Raw genomic sequence first — 15,831 nt, forward strand, 5'->3', positions numbered from 1 at the left:
CACCATGTTCCACCTGTTGCGGCATGCCGATCACGGGCATGTCGGCAAAATCCTGACCGGGCGCATGCCGGGAATACATCTTTCCGAGACGGGGCACATCCAGGCCGAAGCGATGGCCAGCCGCATGGCCGCAATGGGTCTCGATGCGCTCTACAGCAGCCCGCAGCCGCGCGCGCGGGAAACGGCCGAATGCATAGCGTCGGTTACCGGACTTGAAATCGGGATAGCGGAGGAGTTGGACGAGATCGATTTCGGGCGCTGGGCGGGCCAGACATTCGATGCGCTGGAGGAAGACCCGAACTGGCGGCACTGGAACGCCGAGCGCGAGACCACCTGCACGCCAGCCGGAGAGACGATGAACGATGCCGCCGCGCGGCTGACCGGCTTGATCGACCGGCTGAGCGTGATGTTCCCCAGCGGCTCGGTCTGCCTCGTCAGCCACAGCGACGTTATCAAGGCGGGCATCTGCCGCTATCTCGGCAAATCCTTTCAGACGATCCATGATTTCGAGATCGCTCCCGCTTCCGTCGCCACGCTTCTCATCGACGAGAGGCACGAGACGATGCTGGCGCTCGACGGGAACCGCTTTCCGGAACCGAAGGAGGCAGTCCCGTGAAAATGGTGATCTTCGGCCTGACGATCTCGTCATCCTGGGGAAACGGCCACGCCACGCTGTGGCGCGGGATGGTTCGGGCGCTGGCGCGGCGGGGCTGGACAGTCGCCTTCTTCGAGCACGACGCGCCCTATTATGCCGGCACGCGCGATCTCTACGCGATCGAAAAAGGCGAGCTCATCCTTTACCAGGATTGGCAGGAGGTTCTGCCGGCCGCGCAACGGCACCTGCGCGACGCAGACGTCGCGATGGTCACCTCCTATTGCCCCGACGGCATTGCGGCTTCCGAGCTTGCTCTATCGGCCCAACGGCCGGTGAAGGTGTTCTATGATCTCGACACGCCGATGACGCTCTCGGCCCTCGAGCGGGGAGAGAGCCTCACCTATATCGGGCCGCGGGGCCTCAGGGATTTCGACCTGGTGCTGAGCTATACCGGCGGCGGCGCACTGAGCGAATTGCGCGAGCGGCTGGGCGGCCGGCGGGTGAAAGCGCTGTTCGGCCATGTAGACCCCGCCACGCACCGGCCGACGGCGGCGCGCAGGAACTATGCCGCCGATCTCTCCTATATCGGCACTTATGCCGCCGACCGGCAGCAGGCGCTGGAGGAGCTGCTGGTCGCCGCCGCCCGCCAGCGGCCGGAGGCGCGTTTCGTCATCGCGGGCGCGCAATATCCGGAAGATTTTCCCTGGGCCGACAATATCTTCTTCGTCCGCCACCTGCCGCCGGACGAACATCCCCCCTTCTATTCGTCAGCACGGCTGACGCTCAACATTACCCGGCGCGCCATGGCCGAGATGGGCTGGTGCCCCTCCGGCCGGCTGTTCGAGGCGGCAGCCTGCGGCGTGCCTGTCCTCTCGGACCGGTGGCGGGGGCTCGACCATTTCTTCGAGCCGGGCAGCGAGATCCTGGTGGCGCAAAGCACTGCCGATACGCTGGCCGCGCTCGGCCGCGACGACGCGGAGCTGAAGCGTATCGCCGCCCGCGCCCGCGAAAGGGTGCTCACGGAGCACACTTCCGACCGGCGCGCGGAGGAGCTGGAATCCTATCTCAATCAGATTTCATCCGCGAGAAGTGGCAAACCGGAACTCCAGATGCAGGAGAGTTGAACCAATGTGGGGCATCATTCCTGCCGCGGGCGCCGGCAGCCGGATCCAGCCGCTGGCATTCTCCAAGGAGCTCCTGCCTGTCGGCAGCAGACATGATGGCGGCTCCGAACGGCCCTGCGCCGTCAGCGAGTATCTATGCGAGCGCATGATCCGCGGTGGTGCGGACAAGCTCTGCTTCGTAATCGCGCCGGGCAAATCCGACATCATGGAATATTATGGCGGCGGCTACGGACCTGCCTCCGTCGCCTATGTCGTGCAGCCGCAGCCGGCGGGCCTGTGCGACGCGATCTTCTGCGTGGCGCCGCTGATTGCGCCGGACGAAGAGGTGCTTATCGGGCTGCCCGACACGATCTGGCTGCCGGTGGACGGGTTTCTGGCGCTGCCTGAAGACAAGCTGGCCTTCCTGCTCTTCCCCGTCGACAATCCCTCCGCCTTCGATGCGGTTGAAACGGACGAAGCGGGCCGGGTGCGCGAGATCCAGGTGAAAGCCGCCCGCCCCTCCACCCATTGGGTGTGGGGCGCCTTCCGGATGCCGGGGCGGATCCTGCACGACCTCAGGCAGCTCTGGATCGAGCGCCGGCGCGCCGACGAATATATGGGAACGCTCGTCAACGCCTATCTGGCGCAAGGCGGCGAGGCCGTCGGCGTCAGGGCCGGCGCGCGCTATGTCGATGTCGGCACGCTGGAGGGCTATCGCGCCGCCGGCGACCTGCTCCGCAAACCCGACACCGATCCAGCACTGGCGAACGGCTCCAACGTGACCGTCGCCACCCCGGCGGGACGACGGCTGTTCGGCCCGAGACGGATGACCAGGCCCGTTCATCCCGCATCAAGGACTGAAACACAACAGAGGTGAGAGAATGATCGAAGCTGCGATGATATGGAACGAGCCCAACAACAAGTCCCATTGGGATATCGAGATCGATCCGGACTGGTCGCTCTTCGCCGATATGGCCATCGTGGCCGCCGATGCCGTTCGCGACACCAATCCCGATGTCGTCACCGTTCTCGGCGGCATTTCGCCGATCGATCCGCTCTTTATCCAGAACATGCAGGGGCGCGGGGTGCTCGATCATGTGGACGCGATCGCCGTCCACGGGTTCCCGCTCGACTGGAATCTCTGGTCCATTCACGACTGGCCGAAAAAACTGGCTGAAATCCAGGCCGTGACCGATTTGCCGGTCTGGGTCAGCGAAGTCGGCGTCTCGACCTTCGGCGCCGAGGAGGTGCAGCTCTGGGGCTTGAAGCGAACCGCCGAACTCCTGAAGGGACGCGCCCAGCGCATCCAGTGGTACAGCCTGTTCGACCTGCCGCAGGAATGGGGCGCGACGACGCGGCACAAGGAGGCCGAGGGCTCCTCATATTATCGGCATTTCTACATGGGGCTGATCCGCGAGGACGGTACGCCAAAGCCGGCACTCCGGGAGTTCGCCCGCCACACCCCGGATCTCGGCCTCTGCCAGTGGTTCCATTTCGAGGACCCGCGCCTCGACGAGGGCGTCGCCTGGCTGAAACGGCTCGGCGTGAAATCGCTCAGGACCGGGCTTTCCTGGGCGGACAGCTTCCGCCCCAATGCGCTCGCCTGGTTCGACCGGCAGATGGAAGCGCTCGAGGATTTCGACGTGACGCTGACCTTCTGCTTCACGCCCGAACATCGCGGCATCGAACCCCATCACACCAGTCCGCCGCTGGTGAAGGAGGAATTCGCCGAGTTCTGCGCCAACATGATCGAACGCTATGCCGGCACCGGCGCGCGCCGCCTGCGAGATTTCGCATGAACTTCCATGCCGGGCAGGAGAAGCAATCCGACCGCGAAAGGTTCCTCTGCCCGGAACTCCGGCTTCCCCGATGGTTCTGACGGTCCTCAGTGTCGCCTATCCGTTTGCTCCGGTCGGCCCCGACGCGGTGGGCGGTGCCGAACAGGTGCTCTCGGCGCTGGACCATGCGCTGGTCGAACATGGACATCGCTCTCTCGTGATCGCCTGCCGGGGATCGCTCACCGCTGGCGAACTCATCGCCGTTGATACACTTGCGGAGACGGTGGACGATCAGGTCCGCGAGCGCGTCTGGGCCGCCTGGCGCGCGAGAATCCGGGAGGTATTGCGACGCGTGCCTGACGCGATCGTTCATCTGCACGGCATCGATTTTCCCGCCTATATTCCCGAATACGCTTCGACGCTGGCGACGCTGCACCTGCCGCTCGACTGGTATCCCGCGTGGATCTTCCGGCCGCGCGCCAATCTGTGGCTCAACTGCGTATCGGAGGCGCAACACGCGACGCGACCGGCCGGCGCGCAGTTGCTGGCGCCGGTTCCCAACGGCGTTTCGCACGCGCTGTTCGAGACCTCGCTGCGCAAGCGCGAGCATGCCATCATGCTGAGCCGCATCTGCCCGGAAAAGGGCGTGCATATCGCGCTTGAAGCCTGCCATATGGCCGATGCACCACTGCTGATCGGCGGCCAGGTGTTCGCTTACGAAGCGCATCGGCGCTATTTCGAGGAGAGCGTCGCACCACTGCTCGACAAGAGACGCCGTTTCCTCGGCCCGCTCGGCTTTCACGCCAAGCGCCGGCTGCTCGCATCGGCGCGCTGCGCGTTGATCCCGAGTCTCGTCGCCGAAACCAGCTCGCTGACAGCGATCGAGGCCCTCGCCTGCGGCACGCCTGTTATCGCCTTTGCCAATGGCGCGCTGCCCTCGGTCATCGAGCATGGCCGGACCGGCTTCATCGTCCATGACGCGCGGGAGATGGCGGAGGCGATCGCCGCCGCCGAGACGCTCGATCCAGCCATCTGCAAGGCCGCGGCAGCGGAGCGTTTTTCGCTGGAGAAGATGACCGGGCGATATTTCCGCGTCTATGAGCAGATGGCGAAACAGCTGCAGGCTTCAGCCTGAACATGCCCTACCCGCAAGGCGGAGGCTCGACACTTTCCGGTCGCTCGGCCCTGCGGCAGAGGTAAACCTCGCGCTCGGGATGCGCTTTGATAGCGAAGCCGGCGCTTCGGAGCATCGCTTCCACCGCCGCACGGTTGGGGATGAACCAGTTGGTGGGATCGCCGCAATAGTGATCCTCGACAAAATGGAGCTTGGGATAGGCATATCGGTCGAAGACGTCTTCATTCTCGAAGGGATAATCGCGTTCGAGAACTGGAATATCGTTGCTCCCGCGCTGCATACTCTGGAACAGGAGCAGATCGCCGGCGACATGTTCATAGATCATGTCGAGCGCCAGAAGCGGGTGGCGCAGGTGATAGAGGACGCCGGTGAAGATCACGAGATCGAATTTCCGCTTGAGCTTCGCCACGTCATAGACGGACATGCGGTGCAGTTCGAGGTCGATGCCCTCCTGCTCGGCGGCGAAAGCGGCCTGGCGCAGATAATGCGGGTCATGGTCGATACCGACGACATGGGCGGCATTGCGCCGCTTCATCTCCAGCGAGTAGAAGCCGGCATTGCAGCCGATGTCGAGCACCGTCCTGTCCGTCAGGTCCTTCGGCAGCACTTCGGCGAAGGTCTGCCATTTGCAAGCGGGGTAATTGCCGAGGAAGTGATCGGGCGCAGTCTCGATGCCGCCTATGCGCATATTGTGGAACCAGGGCCCAAGCTCCTCAATGCGCCTGCGGATCTCGCTCTTCTCGTCCACGCCTGCAACAGCCGCCGTCATCTTCGTCTCCTCAGCCTTTCGATCAACATCTTTGATGCTGCTCCTTTTCCTTCCAGAACCTTTTGCGGCAGCAAGTGTTCCCGCGCCGGTTCGCCATTCACAATCCGCCGCCTTTGCTGTAATGAGCCCTCACCGAAACCGGTCGCAGCCTACCCGGACAAAACAAGGACACAGCCATGAAGACCCTCGTCATCTGCTCCGGCGGACTGGATTCCGTCTCGCTCGCCCACAAGGTCGCGGCGGAGCATGAACTCGTCGGCCTCCTGTCGTTCGACTATGGGCAAAGGCACAAGAAGGAACTGGACTTTGCCGCGGCCTGCGCGAAGCGGCTGAAGGTGCCGCACCGGATTATCGATATCGGCGCAATCGGCCGCGCCCTGTCCGGCTCCGCACTCACCGATAATGTCGACGTGCCCGACGGGCACTATGCCGAGGAGACGATGCGCATCACCGTGGTGCCGAACCGCAATGCGATCATGCTGGCGATCGCCTTCGGTGTCGCTGCGGCGGAAAATGCCGATGCGGTGGCGGTCGCCGTTCATGGCGGCGACCATTTCATCTATCCCGACTGCCGCCCCGGTTTCATCGATGCGTTCCAGACCATGCAGCAGCACGCGCTGGACGGTTATGCCGATATCAAGCTCCTTGCGCCTTACGTGAACATCTCTAAGGCCGACATCGTCACCGACGGGGCAAAGCACGGCACGCCCTTTGCCGAGACCTGGTCCTGCTACAAGGGCGGCGAGCGCCATTGCGGGCGCTGTGGCACATGCGTCGAACGGCGCGAGGCTTTCCACCTCGCCGGAATAGAAGATCCGACCGTTTACGAGGACCACGATTACTGGCTGGAAGCGGTTCGGAAGGGGCCGGGGCCGCAGGGCGGCTAGCACGTCGCTGCCAATAAGCCCGGTACGGGAACGAAATCGCCTGCCGGATGTTCCGTCGAGGGACATCGGCAATCATGCGGGGAACGGCATGAGCAATGGCAGGGAAACGGTTCTCGTCACCGGCGGCAGCGGCTTTATCGGGCGCGCCCTGGTCGGGAAGCTTGCCGCGGCTTACAACGTCGTCGGCCTCGACCTGCAGAAGCCGGGGGAACTGCCGCCTTCAGCCGAATTCGAGAAGATCGACCTCACATCCGAGAAAAACATCCGTGACGCTCTGGAGCGCATCGGCAAGCGGCATGGCCGCCGCATCGCCTCCGTCATCCATCTCGCCGCCTATTTCGACCTCACGGGGGAGCCGAACCCGAAATATGAAGAGATTACCCTGCGCGGCACCGAAAGGCTGCTCAGCGTGCTTCAGGATTTCGAGGTGGAGCAATTCGTCTTCGCAAGCTCAATGCTGGCGCATCGCGCCACCGGACCCGGCGAAAAGATCAACGAGAATACGCCGCTTGAGCCGCAACTTCCCTATCGCAATTCGAAGATCGTGACGGAACAGGCGATCCATGAACAGCGAGGCTCTATACCGGTCGTCTATCTGCGCCCCGCCGGCGTTTACGACGACCGGGGAAGCAACGTGTTCCTCGCCAACCAGATATCGCGCATCTATGAGCGCGATCCGACGGCCCGCGTCTATCCCGGCGACCTGCGGACCGGGCAGTCCTATCTGCATCTCGATGACCTTGCCGACGCCGTCTTGAAGCTCGTGCGGCAAAGAAAGGACCTGCCGACGGAATTGCCGCTGCTGCTCGGCGAGCCGGAGGCGATCGGCTATGGCGAATTGCAACGCGAGATCGGCCGCCTCATCCATGGCGAGGAATGGCAGACCTGGGAGGTGCCGAAGCCGCTCGCCAAGGCCGGCGCCTGGGTGCAGACGGATATTCTGGGCGAGGACACCTTCATTCGCCCCTGGATGGTCGACATCGCCGACGACCATTACGACCTCGATATCTCACGGGCGCGTACGCTGCTCGGCTGGAAACCCAAACATTCGCTGCGCGCCGCCCTGCCTGAAATGATCAGGGCGCTGAAGGCCGATCCATCCGGCTGGTACCGCATCAACAAGCTCAATGCGGCCAAGGTGGCCGGGCGGGGCGGCAAGGCCCGCGCCAGGGCGGCAGGCCTTCAGGCCCGGCAGGAGAAGATGAAATCCGGGCATATGACGGATATGAAAGCGATGCACGGGCATATGCTGTGGACGCATTGTCTGGTGATCGCCCTCGGCGCATGGCTTCTCACCAGCCCGTTGCAGTTCGCCCTGTTCGACCCGGCGGGCGCGGCGATGGTGCGCGACCTCACCCTGGAGCGTTCGCTCTGGGAGCCGGCCCTGCGCAATGCGCTTACCGGCTGGAACGATATCGTCTGCGGCCTTCTCCTGATGCTCTTCGGCGCGCTCGCGCTGTCGCCGCGCTTTGCGCCCGTGCAGTGGGGCACGACGGTGGTCGGCCTGTGGCTCCTGTTCGCGCCGCTCATCTTCTGGACACCGAGTGCCGCCGCCTATGCCAACGACACCATCGTCGGCGCGCTCGCCATCGCCTTCTCCGTGCTGGTGCCGATGATGCCGGGCATGAGCCACGAAGGCATGATGGACGAAAGCACGGTGCCACCGGGCTGGAGCTATTCGCCGTCGAGCTGGCTGCAGCGCCTGCCGATCATCGCGCTCGGCTTCTTCGGCTTCCTGATCGCGCGTTATCTCACGGCTTACCAGATGGGCCAGATCGACGGCATATGGGAGCCATTCTTCTCCGGTGATGCGGCGAAGAACGGCACGGAATTCATCATCACCTCTGACGTTTCCCGCGCCTGGCCCATTCCCGATGCCGGGCTGGGCGCCACCAGCTACATGATAGAGGCGCTGATGGGGGCGATGGGCACAGCCTCACGCTGGCGCACCATGCCGTGGATGGTGACCTTCTTCTTCATCCTGGTGGTGCCGCTCGGCGGCGTCTCGATCTTCTTCATCATCATCCAGCCGATCATGATCGGCACCTATTGCACGCTCTGCCTGATCGCCGCCTTCGCCATGCTGATCATGATCCCGCTGACGCTCGACGAGGTGGTGGCGATGGGCCAGTACATGCTCCGCAGCCATCGGGCGGGACAGCCCTTCTGGCGGACATTCTTCATGGGTGGCGCGGAGCCCTCCGGCGGCAAGGACGAAAAGGACCCCGGCTTCGCCGCTCCCGTCAAAAGCCAGGCGATCGCCGCGGTGCGCGGGGTCACACTGCCATGGCCGCTCCTTGCAAGCTGCGTTATCGGCGCCTGGCTGATGTTCTCGCGTCTGATCTTCGACACGGAAGGCGCAATCGCCGACAGCGACCATCTGACGGGTGCGATGATCATCACCGTTGCCGTCTGCGCCATGGCCGAGGTGGGACGGCCTTTGCGCTTCATCAATGTGCTCTTCGGTCTCTGGCTTATCGTCGCGCCGTGGCTGCTCGCAGGAGCGGCGGCCGGGGCGATCCTGAACGACGTCGTCGCCGGTCTCCTCATCATCGCGCTCAGCCTGCCGCGCGGCGCGCGCAGCAACGAGCATTACGGGGCCTGGGACCGGTTCGTCGTCTGAGGCTTGTTTCAACTGGACAGCGCGCGAGAACGGCGTAGCATAGCATCATGGGCCGCCTTGTTCGCATTTTCGCAATCCTGCTTCTCGCCATGTTCGCCACGGGCACCATCGCGCATGCAGCGCAGACGGCGGGCATGTCGGCAACCATGTCCGCCGCGGTGATGGCCAAGATGGATATGGTGGATTGCGAAGGCTGTCCAAAGGACCACGGCAAAGCGCCGGTATGCGAACAAGGCTGTCTCATGCCTTTCGCCGGGATTACAGCAGCGGCAGGGATTCGACTTCCTGTTCTCGCGAGCGATCGAGCGGATTTCCTGCTGATAGAGACGGACGGCGATGCCAGTCCGCCTGATCTCGCCCCTCCGCGAAGCAGCATCACGCGCTGACGCCGGCAGGGTCTGCCCCGCGGGCTTCGGCTACCATATTCCATGAAAGCCACCGATACGGGATCGCGGCATGGCGGAGGTCATGCGCCGCCCAAGATCAGAATTCAGAGGAAACGAATATGTCCAATTTCGCGAAAACTTTTGCCCTCGCCTCGTTCATCCTGAGCAGCGCTCCGGCCATGGCCGGTGAAAAGGATGTCACGCTCTACAAGGACCCGTATTGCGGCTGCTGCACGGGCCATGCCGATTATCTCAAGGAAAACGGTTTCAACGTCACCGTGAAGCCCACCGACGACGTCGCGGAAATGAGCCGCAAGGCGGGCATTCCGGAAGGCGCGGAGGGATGCCACATAGCCTTCATTGATGGTTATTTCGTCAGCGGCCATGTGCCGGTCGGCGCTATCAACAAGCTGCTGACGGAACGGCCTGATATCAAGGGTATCACCTTGCCCGGCATGCCCGCGGGCTCGCCCGGAATGGGCGGCACGAAGGAAGCGCCCTTCGAGGTCATGGAAATCCGGAAGCCGGGTGAATTGGGCGGCGTCTACGCCAAGGAGTAGGAGCAGTCCAATGATGGATGGTATGAGCGGAATGATGATGTGGGGGATGGGGCTGGTCTGGCTGCTTTTCGTGCTGGTGCTTGTCCTCGGCGTCGCCGCACTCGTCAAGTATCTGTTCCGTTAGAAGCATGAGAAGGGATCTCGGCAAAACCGGACTCCCGCCCTTGACGTACGACCAAGCATAAACCTGCCGGGTGCTCAGAAGCGGCCGGCGGGTTTTAAACATACAGACTGAACACTTCTAATATTGAATCAATAAACAGGTATAATTATTTGCTTTTAAACAATATTGGAAAGCAATATTGAGACAATTCTTCATGTATAGATTCAATTACTTCATGTAACGATTCAAGCAAAGAGCCCGTCGCTGGCGCGGCGGGCTCATCTTCACTGCCTGATGGCTCAGGCATGGACGTGCGGGTTATGCCTGTAGTCCCAGACCGCCCAGGCCGACATCACCGCAGCGATTACGCCAAGGATCAGATGGGTCCATGTCGCACCGGCATTGCCCGTGAATGCGAGCACCCAGGGCGATACGATCAGCCAGAGGCCGAGGACGAGATTTGCCCATTCCTCCCATTCGGCAAATGCCGAAAGGGTGGCGATCGCCAGGCCGCCGAGAATAACGGCCACTATCCAGGCATTCCAGGCTGGGACCGTTTCGGCGGAAAAGCCGATCACCCATGGGGAAACGAACAGGCAGATTGCCAGGAGCAGATTGATCCAGTCCTGTGTTTTTCTGTTTTCCATAACAACCTCCACGAATGAAGCGTGCACGGCACACTTGCGGATCGAGGCAGTTCTGGCCGGCCGGCGGATAAGCGTTCGACCGGCTTTCCGACAGCGCGTCACCGATCTTGGCACGCATTCCGCTGTCTTCAACATTATACCGCCGGATCGCCGGAAAGCATATCGCTAAACACATACCGCACCGGCCGAGGGGTGGGGCCGGCGATCAAGGCCCTGCCTTCCCAACCAGCAGAACAATTGTTTCCACAACATGCCGGCCTGTGCTTGCGGGCTGGTATCAATTCTTGTTATAGAACTTATATATCAGATATGTCAGGGAACGACGTGCCGGAAGATCGCCCACAGGATGAACAGCACGCCGGGTCTGCGAAGGCCAGGGGCGAGTTCGGACTCGCCGGCCGCCGGAATGCCTGGTTCTCGGGCAATGCCCAGAAGATCGCGACCGCCGTGCACAAGCGGCTGCGTGACGACATCCTTGCACTGATCCTGAAACCCGGCACGGTTGTTTCGGAAAAGGAGCTGTCGGCGGCCTACGGCATCGGACGCACGCCTGTGCGAGAAGCGCTTCTGCGGCTTTCCGATGAAGGGCTGGTCGAGATCATCCCGAAATCCGGCACCAGGGTCACGCCCATTCCCACGCATCGGCTGCCCGAAGCGATCCTGGTGCGCAAATCGCTTGAAGATATCACCACCCGCGCCGCCGCCGAGCGCGCCAGCGTCAGCGATCTCATGAGCCTGCGCATGTTGATCCAGCGCCAGACCGAAGCCGCCGAGCGTGGCGACGAGGAGGCGTTTCATACCGCCGACGAGGCTTTCCACGCTGAGATAGCCCGCGTGGCGGGTTATCCCGGCATCTGGTCGCTCGTCCAGCAGGTCAAGACGCAGCTCGACCGCTATCGCCGCCTGACTTTGCCGCAGGAGGGGCGAATGGCGCGTGTGCAGAGCGATCACGAGGCCATTCTGGCGGGCATAGAAGCGCGGGACGCCGACGCCGCAGCCGCGGCAATGGCCGCCCATATCGATCAGTTGCGGCTCGATATGGCCACGATCATGAAAAACTACCCCGATTATTTCGCCGACGAAGGGGAATTCGACGGATGGCGGGAGGCAACGGGGTAGGCAACAGATGCCCGGTGGGAGCCGGGCCGGTCCAACACAGGGAGGAGACTGTCATGACCAAAAGCATCCTGAAATTCACTTTCGCCGCCATCGCGGCGGTGGCGGCGTTCGCCGCCGGTCCGTCATCGGCCGAGACCGTATTGAAATGGGCGCATGTCTACGAGACGGGCGAACCCTATCACACCCAGGCCCTGTGGGCCGGCGAGGAGATCGCCAAGCGGACGGACGGCCGATACAAGATCGAGGTCTTTCCGGCCTCGCAGCTCGGCAATGAGAACCAGATCAACGAGGCGCTGACGCTCGGCACCGTCGACATGATCTATACAGGCGTGGCCTTCGCCGGCTCCATCTACGGGCCGCTGTCGATGACCAATGCGCCCTTCATCCTGCGCGATTTCGATCATTGGAAGGCCTATCGCGATTCCCCGCTCTTCCAGGAACTGGCCAAGGGCTATGACGACAAGACGGGCCATCACGTCGTCTCGCTCACCTATTACGGCCAGCGCCACGTGACCGCCAACAAGGAGATCACGAAGCCGGAGGACATGAAGGGCATGAAGCTGCGCGTGCCGCCGGCGCCGCTGTTCCAGATGTTCACCAAATCGGTGGGCGCCAACGCCACGCCGATCGCCTTCGCCGAAGTCTACCTCGCCCTGCAGCAAGGCACCGTCGACGGCCAGGAGAACCCGCTGCCCACCATCATGGCCAAGAAATTCTACGAAGTGCAGAGCCATATCATGCTGACCGGCCATATCACAGAATCGCTCGTCAGCATCGTCGGCGGGCATGTCTGGAGCGGCATGAGCGACGAGGACAAGCAGATCTTCACGGATGTGCTGAAGGAGGCGGCGGCGCGCTGCACCGATCAGATCCGCACGCAGGAGCAGGAGCTTGCCGACAAGTTCCGCGAGTTGGGCAAAACGGTGGTCGAGGTCGATCGCGGGCCGTTCATCCAAGCCGCGCAGCCGCTGCACAACGATCCGGATTCCGGCGCGGTCTGGACCAAGGAGCAGTATGACGCGCTGCAGGCGCTGTAGCCCGAAGGAAGCGGCTTTCCACCGCCGGCCGCATCATTGCGGCCGGATGCCTCTCATCAAGGATTATCGGAAATGACTGACGACAAGCACGGTGCCGGAGCGCAGTTCGTCGTGCCGGAGGAGCCCGATCCCGTGATCGACCATCACCCGGAGGACTGGCTGGCCTTTGCGATCTTCTGGGGCATGGCGGTAATCGTGTTCCTGCAGTTCTTCACCCGGTATATCCTCAATGACTCGTTCGCCTGGACGGAGGAGATCGCGCGCTACCTGCTGATGTGGATCACCTTCATCGGCGCGGCGATCGCGATGCGGCGCGGCACGCATATCTCCGTCGAGGTGGCGCATATGTTCCTGCCCGCACGGTTCATCCCCATTCTCAATTTCACGATCGATTTCCTTGTCGTCGGCTTCGTCGGGCTTCTGTGCTGGTTTTCGATCTCGATCACCCAGCGGATGCAGATCCAGACCATGACGGTGTTTCCCTGGCCGATGAGCATCGTCTATGGCGGCGTCGCCCTCGGCTGCTTCCTGATGTTGTGGCGCGCCGTGCAGCGCTTCATCGCCGATATGCGGCGCGGCTGGCGCCCTGCCCCATCCCACCCCGAACTCCCCATCGATTGAAGCCGGACGAAACGATGCTCCTACTTTTCCTGGCCCTTTTTGCCCTGCTCCTGATCGGCGCGCCGATCTTCGTCGCGCTTGGCGGCGCTTCGCTGGTCTATACGGCGTTCCTCTCCAACATCCCGGATTTCGTGGTGCTGCACCGCATGGCGGGCGGCGTCGATTCCTTCCCGCTGCTCGCCGTGCCGTTCTTCATCCTCGCCGGCAATCTGATGAATACGGCGGGGATCACCAACCGCATCTTCGAGTTCGCTGCCGCCGCGGTCGGCTGGCTGCGCGGCGGCCTCGGCCATGTCAACGTCGTCGGCTCGATCATCTTCGCCGGCATGTCCGGCACGGCGGTGGCGGACGCCGGCGGTCTCGGCAATATCGAGATCAAGGCGATGCGCGACCATGGCTATGATCACGAATTCTCGGTCGGGGTCACCGCGGCGTCCTCCACCATCGGACCGATCATTCCGCCTTCGCTGCCGATGGTGGTGTTCGGCGTGATGGCCAATGTGTCGATCGGGCAGCTCTTCGCGGGCGGGATCATTCCAGGCCTGGTGGTGGCGCTGGCGCTGATGATCTATGTCAGCTGGTATGCGCGCCGCAACGGCGTCGGCCGCGACCAGGCGTTCAACTGGCGCATGCTCGGCACCTCCTTCCTACGTGCGGTACCGGCATTGCTGACGCCCGTCATCATCATCGGCGGCATGACCTCGGGCGCCTTCACGCCCACGGAAGCAGCGGTCGCAGCCTGCGCCTGGGCGCTGATCCTCGGCATCTTCCTCTACCGTTCGCTGAACCTGAAGCAGTTCTACCGCATCACGCTCGAAACCATCGAGACCACGGCAAGCGTGCTGATCATCGTCGGCGCCGCCTCGCTGTTCGGCTGGGTGCTGACGACGACGCGCGTGACGGAACATGTCGCCACGGCGCTTCTGTCGATCACCGAGAACCCGCTACTCCTGCTCCTGATCATCAACATCATCCTGCTGGTCATCGGCAGTTTCATGGAGACGATTGCGGCGATCTCGATCCTGGTGCCGATCCTCATGCCCGTGGTCAACCAGGTCGGCATCGACCCGGTGCAGTTCGGCATCGTCATGGTGCTCAATCTGATGATCGGCCTCCTCACCCCACCGGTCGGCATGGTGCTGTTCGTGCTGTCACGCGTTGGCAAGCTCTCCTTCGACCGCACGGTGATGGCGGTGCTGCCGTTCCTGATCCCGCTGATCCTCGTGCTGGTGCTGGTTTCCACGATCCCGGCGCTGACGCTCTATCTGCCGACGCTATGGTATCGATAAAACAAGAGGCGTCGCCCCGGCCTTAAACCGGGGCGACGGATCAACCCTGCAGCGGCCAGCGCTTGATGACGTGATATTCCGTAAGCCACAGTTTGCTGTGAACCAGTGCAAATTCATTGACGGCGAAGCGGATCGGCTCGGTTGGCTGCAAAGGAACCGGCTTTGAGCCGTAGAACAATGTTACATGGGGCACGAAATTCTCGGCTGCCCGCAAACCATTCTTCCGCATGGCGGCACCAAGGATTCTATGAAGCTCCAACAGCGGATCGCTCTCGCCCACCAGGACCAGCGGGTGTCTGCGCTGTCTGCCGGCAGCAGGCGGAGCTCCCTCGAAGCTCATGATGCGCCGGCAAGTGATCTCGAACGGGCTCATCGAAACAGCTTTTGCAGCCAGCCCTGCCGCATAAATGAACTTTTCCCGCAGGCGCGTAAAATCCCCAAGATGATGCAGCGTCATATGAAGACGGTTCGGCTGAAGTAGATACCCCTTCAAATGATTTTTCCAAACGAGCTGCTCTGCGAACTGCCGTGTGTAAATGGATGTTTCGAAATCCGGAAACAGGCCGAAGAACAGCCGCTCAGGCCGTTTTGGCCGGGGCGGTAAAACCTCTAAAAACTCAAACGCGCCTTGCATGGGACACCTTACACCTGCATGCCCCCCTCTCGCTCAAGGGCCAAGATAATAGAACATATAGTGAACACAGCGCAAGAGCCGCGCAAGCCTGACCAGCCGGCCCAGCTATCGACTTCACGTCGGATTGCCATATCTGCTGAGGTCGAAAGGATGAGAAATATGGTGCCGAGCCAAGCCTATACGCTGTTCGCCCAGGCGATGAAGGAGCGCAAGCAGATCCACTGTACCTATGATGGCTACAAACGGGCGATCTGCCCGATCATCCTGGGCCACAGCAAGGGTGAGGAGATGGCGCTGGTCTATCAGTTTGCCGGTAAGAGCAGGAGCGGCCTTCCGCCCGAAGGTCAGTGGAAATGCTTCCGGCTTGCCAAAGTGAGCCATATTCAACTGCGCGACGGCCCCTGGCATGCGGGATCCAGCCACCGGCAGGCGCAGGCCTGCGTGGAAGACGTCGATATCGACGTCAACCCGTCAAGCCCTTACAATCCACGACGGCAGGTTTAAGCCTTGTTGCCTATCGTAAATAACACCATTGCCGATTTCAC

General features: G+C 62.3%; 17 protein-coding genes. 14 read left to right on the forward strand and 3 right to left on the reverse strand.

Annotation, left to right across the window (positions count from 1 at the left end):
* Positions 1-4 precede the first annotated feature (4 nt).
* From ATN84_RS01480 to ATN84_RS01500, 5 genes are all read left to right on the forward strand, one after another.
* Positions 5-616, forward strand: coding sequence for a histidine phosphatase family protein (locus tag ATN84_RS01480; RefSeq protein WP_068879763.1), 612 nt, complete (start codon positions 5-7; stop codon positions 614-616).
* Entirely contained in the window at positions 613-1,719 is a 1,107-nt protein-coding gene (locus tag ATN84_RS01485; RefSeq protein ID WP_068879764.1) for a CgeB family protein, read from the forward strand. The genes ATN84_RS01480 and ATN84_RS01485 overlap by 4 nt, the downstream gene beginning before the upstream one ends.
* A 4-nt stretch (positions 1,720-1,723) precedes the next feature.
* Entirely contained in the window at positions 1,724-2,575 is an 852-nt protein-coding gene (locus ATN84_RS01490; protein WP_068879765.1) for a nucleotidyltransferase family protein, read from the forward strand.
* 4 nt (positions 2,576-2,579) lie between these two features.
* Positions 2,580-3,497: a glycoside hydrolase 5 family protein gene (locus ATN84_RS01495; protein WP_068879766.1), complete on the forward strand. Its 918-nt coding sequence runs from the start codon at positions 2,580-2,582 to the stop codon at positions 3,495-3,497.
* 70 nt (positions 3,498-3,567) lie between these two features.
* Positions 3,568-4,611: a glycosyltransferase gene (locus ATN84_RS01500; protein WP_068879767.1), complete on the forward strand. Its 1,044-nt coding sequence runs from the start codon at positions 3,568-3,570 to the stop codon at positions 4,609-4,611.
* Between the two features lie 7 nt (positions 4,612-4,618).
* Here ATN84_RS01500 and ATN84_RS01505 read toward each other — a convergent pair whose 3' ends face one another.
* Entirely contained in the window at positions 4,619-5,380 is a 762-nt protein-coding gene (locus ATN84_RS01505; protein WP_068879768.1) for a TIGR04290 family methyltransferase, read from the reverse strand.
* Between the two features lie 176 nt (positions 5,381-5,556).
* Between ATN84_RS01505 and queC the strand changes: the two genes are divergently transcribed.
* The 4 genes from queC to ATN84_RS01525 all read left to right on the forward strand — a co-directional run bounded on the left by queC (position 5,557) and on the right by ATN84_RS01525 (position 9,836).
* Entirely contained in the window at positions 5,557-6,267 is a 711-nt protein-coding gene (gene queC / locus ATN84_RS01510; RefSeq protein ID WP_068879769.1) for a 7-cyano-7-deazaguanine synthase QueC, read from the forward strand.
* Positions 6,268-6,355: 88 nt separating this feature from the next.
* Positions 6,356-8,890, forward strand: coding sequence for an NAD-dependent epimerase/dehydratase family protein (locus ATN84_RS01515; RefSeq protein WP_068879770.1), 2,535 nt, complete (start codon positions 6,356-6,358; stop codon positions 8,888-8,890).
* A 47-nt stretch (positions 8,891-8,937) separates the two neighbouring features.
* Positions 8,938-9,276 carry a hypothetical protein gene (locus tag ATN84_RS01520; RefSeq protein ID WP_068879771.1) on the forward strand — a complete coding sequence of 113 codons (339 nt, stop codon included), beginning with the start codon at positions 8,938-8,940 and terminating at the stop codon, positions 9,274-9,276.
* A gap of 119 nt (positions 9,277-9,395) precedes the next feature.
* Positions 9,396-9,836 carry a DUF411 domain-containing protein gene (locus tag ATN84_RS01525; RefSeq protein WP_068879772.1) on the forward strand — a complete coding sequence of 147 codons (441 nt, stop codon included), beginning with the start codon at positions 9,396-9,398 and terminating at the stop codon, positions 9,834-9,836.
* A 402-nt stretch (positions 9,837-10,238) separates the two neighbouring features.
* Here the strand turns inward: ATN84_RS01525 and ATN84_RS01530 are convergent, their stop codons facing one another.
* On the reverse strand, positions 10,239-10,586 hold the full coding sequence (locus ATN84_RS01530) for an SPW repeat protein (RefSeq protein WP_068879773.1): 348 nt from the start codon (positions 10,584-10,586) through the stop codon (positions 10,239-10,241).
* Between the two features lie 324 nt (positions 10,587-10,910).
* Here ATN84_RS01530 and ATN84_RS01535 point away from each other — a divergent pair, with 324 nt between their 5' ends.
* The 4 genes from ATN84_RS01535 (at position 10,911) to ATN84_RS01550 (ending at position 14,652) form a co-directional block, all read left to right on the forward strand.
* On the forward strand, positions 10,911-11,705 hold the full coding sequence (locus tag ATN84_RS01535; RefSeq protein WP_244490961.1) for a GntR family transcriptional regulator: 795 nt from the start codon (positions 10,911-10,913) through the stop codon (positions 11,703-11,705).
* Positions 11,706-11,758: 53 nt separating this feature from the next.
* Positions 11,759-12,742, forward strand: coding sequence for a sialic acid TRAP transporter substrate-binding protein SiaP (locus ATN84_RS01540; protein WP_068879774.1), 984 nt, complete (start codon positions 11,759-11,761; stop codon positions 12,740-12,742).
* A gap of 72 nt (positions 12,743-12,814) precedes the next feature.
* Complete coding sequence (locus ATN84_RS01545) at positions 12,815-13,363, forward strand: TRAP transporter small permease (RefSeq protein WP_068879775.1); 549 nt, start codon at positions 12,815-12,817, stop codon at positions 13,361-13,363.
* Positions 13,364-13,377: 14 nt separating this feature from the next.
* Positions 13,378-14,652 carry a TRAP transporter large permease gene (locus ATN84_RS01550; RefSeq protein WP_068880816.1) on the forward strand — a complete coding sequence of 425 codons (1,275 nt, stop codon included), beginning with the start codon at positions 13,378-13,380 and terminating at the stop codon, positions 14,650-14,652.
* 40 nt (positions 14,653-14,692) lie between these two features.
* On the opposite strand, the gene ATN84_RS01555 is transcribed toward ATN84_RS01550, so the two are convergent.
* Positions 14,693-15,286, reverse strand: coding sequence for a 2'-5' RNA ligase family protein (locus tag ATN84_RS01555; RefSeq protein ID WP_153020059.1), 594 nt, complete (start codon positions 15,284-15,286; stop codon positions 14,693-14,695).
* A 159-nt stretch (positions 15,287-15,445) separates the two neighbouring features.
* On the opposite strand from ATN84_RS01555, the gene ATN84_RS01560 reads away from it, so the two are divergent.
* Positions 15,446-15,790, forward strand: coding sequence for a hypothetical protein (locus ATN84_RS01560; RefSeq protein ID WP_153020060.1), 345 nt, complete (start codon positions 15,446-15,448; stop codon positions 15,788-15,790).
* Positions 15,791-15,831: the final 41 nt, after the last annotated feature.

Origin of the sequence: Paramesorhizobium deserti (genome assembly GCF_001558695.1) — a bacterium.
Taxonomy (GTDB): Bacteria; Pseudomonadota; Alphaproteobacteria; order Rhizobiales; family Rhizobiaceae; genus Paramesorhizobium; species Paramesorhizobium deserti.

Excerpts from the sequence above, each read along its gene's own strand:
- ATN84_RS01480 (WP_068879763.1), top strand. The coding sequence starts at position 5 with ATGTTCCACCTGTTGCGGCATGCCGATCACGGGCATGTCGGCAAAATC.
- ATN84_RS01490 (WP_068879765.1), top strand. The coding sequence starts at position 1,724 with ATGTGGGGCATCATTCCTGCCGCGGGCGCCGGCAGCCGGATCCAGCCG.
- ATN84_RS01495 (WP_068879766.1), top strand. The coding sequence starts at position 2,580 with ATGATCGAAGCTGCGATGATATGGAACGAGCCCAACAACAAGTCCCAT.
- ATN84_RS01500 (WP_068879767.1), top strand. The coding sequence starts at position 3,568 with ATGGTTCTGACGGTCCTCAGTGTCGCCTATCCGTTTGCTCCGGTCGGC.
- ATN84_RS01505 (WP_068879768.1), bottom strand. The coding sequence starts at position 5,380 with ATGACGGCGGCTGTTGCAGGCGTGGACGAGAAGAGCGAGATCCGCAGG.
- queC (WP_068879769.1), top strand. The coding sequence starts at position 5,557 with ATGAAGACCCTCGTCATCTGCTCCGGCGGACTGGATTCCGTCTCGCTC.
- ATN84_RS01515 (WP_068879770.1), top strand. The coding sequence starts at position 6,356 with ATGAGCAATGGCAGGGAAACGGTTCTCGTCACCGGCGGCAGCGGCTTT.
- ATN84_RS01520 (WP_068879771.1), top strand. The coding sequence starts at position 8,938 with ATGGGCCGCCTTGTTCGCATTTTCGCAATCCTGCTTCTCGCCATGTTC.
- ATN84_RS01525 (WP_068879772.1), top strand. The coding sequence starts at position 9,396 with ATGTCCAATTTCGCGAAAACTTTTGCCCTCGCCTCGTTCATCCTGAGC.
- ATN84_RS01530 (WP_068879773.1), bottom strand. The coding sequence starts at position 10,586 with ATGGAAAACAGAAAAACACAGGACTGGATCAATCTGCTCCTGGCAATC.
- ATN84_RS01540 (WP_068879774.1), top strand. The coding sequence starts at position 11,759 with ATGACCAAAAGCATCCTGAAATTCACTTTCGCCGCCATCGCGGCGGTG.
- ATN84_RS01545 (WP_068879775.1), top strand. The coding sequence starts at position 12,815 with ATGACTGACGACAAGCACGGTGCCGGAGCGCAGTTCGTCGTGCCGGAG.
- ATN84_RS01550 (WP_068880816.1), top strand. The coding sequence starts at position 13,378 with ATGCTCCTACTTTTCCTGGCCCTTTTTGCCCTGCTCCTGATCGGCGCG.
- ATN84_RS01555 (WP_153020059.1), bottom strand. The coding sequence starts at position 15,286 with ATGCAAGGCGCGTTTGAGTTTTTAGAGGTTTTACCGCCCCGGCCAAAA.
- ATN84_RS01560 (WP_153020060.1), top strand. The coding sequence starts at position 15,446 with ATGGTGCCGAGCCAAGCCTATACGCTGTTCGCCCAGGCGATGAAGGAG.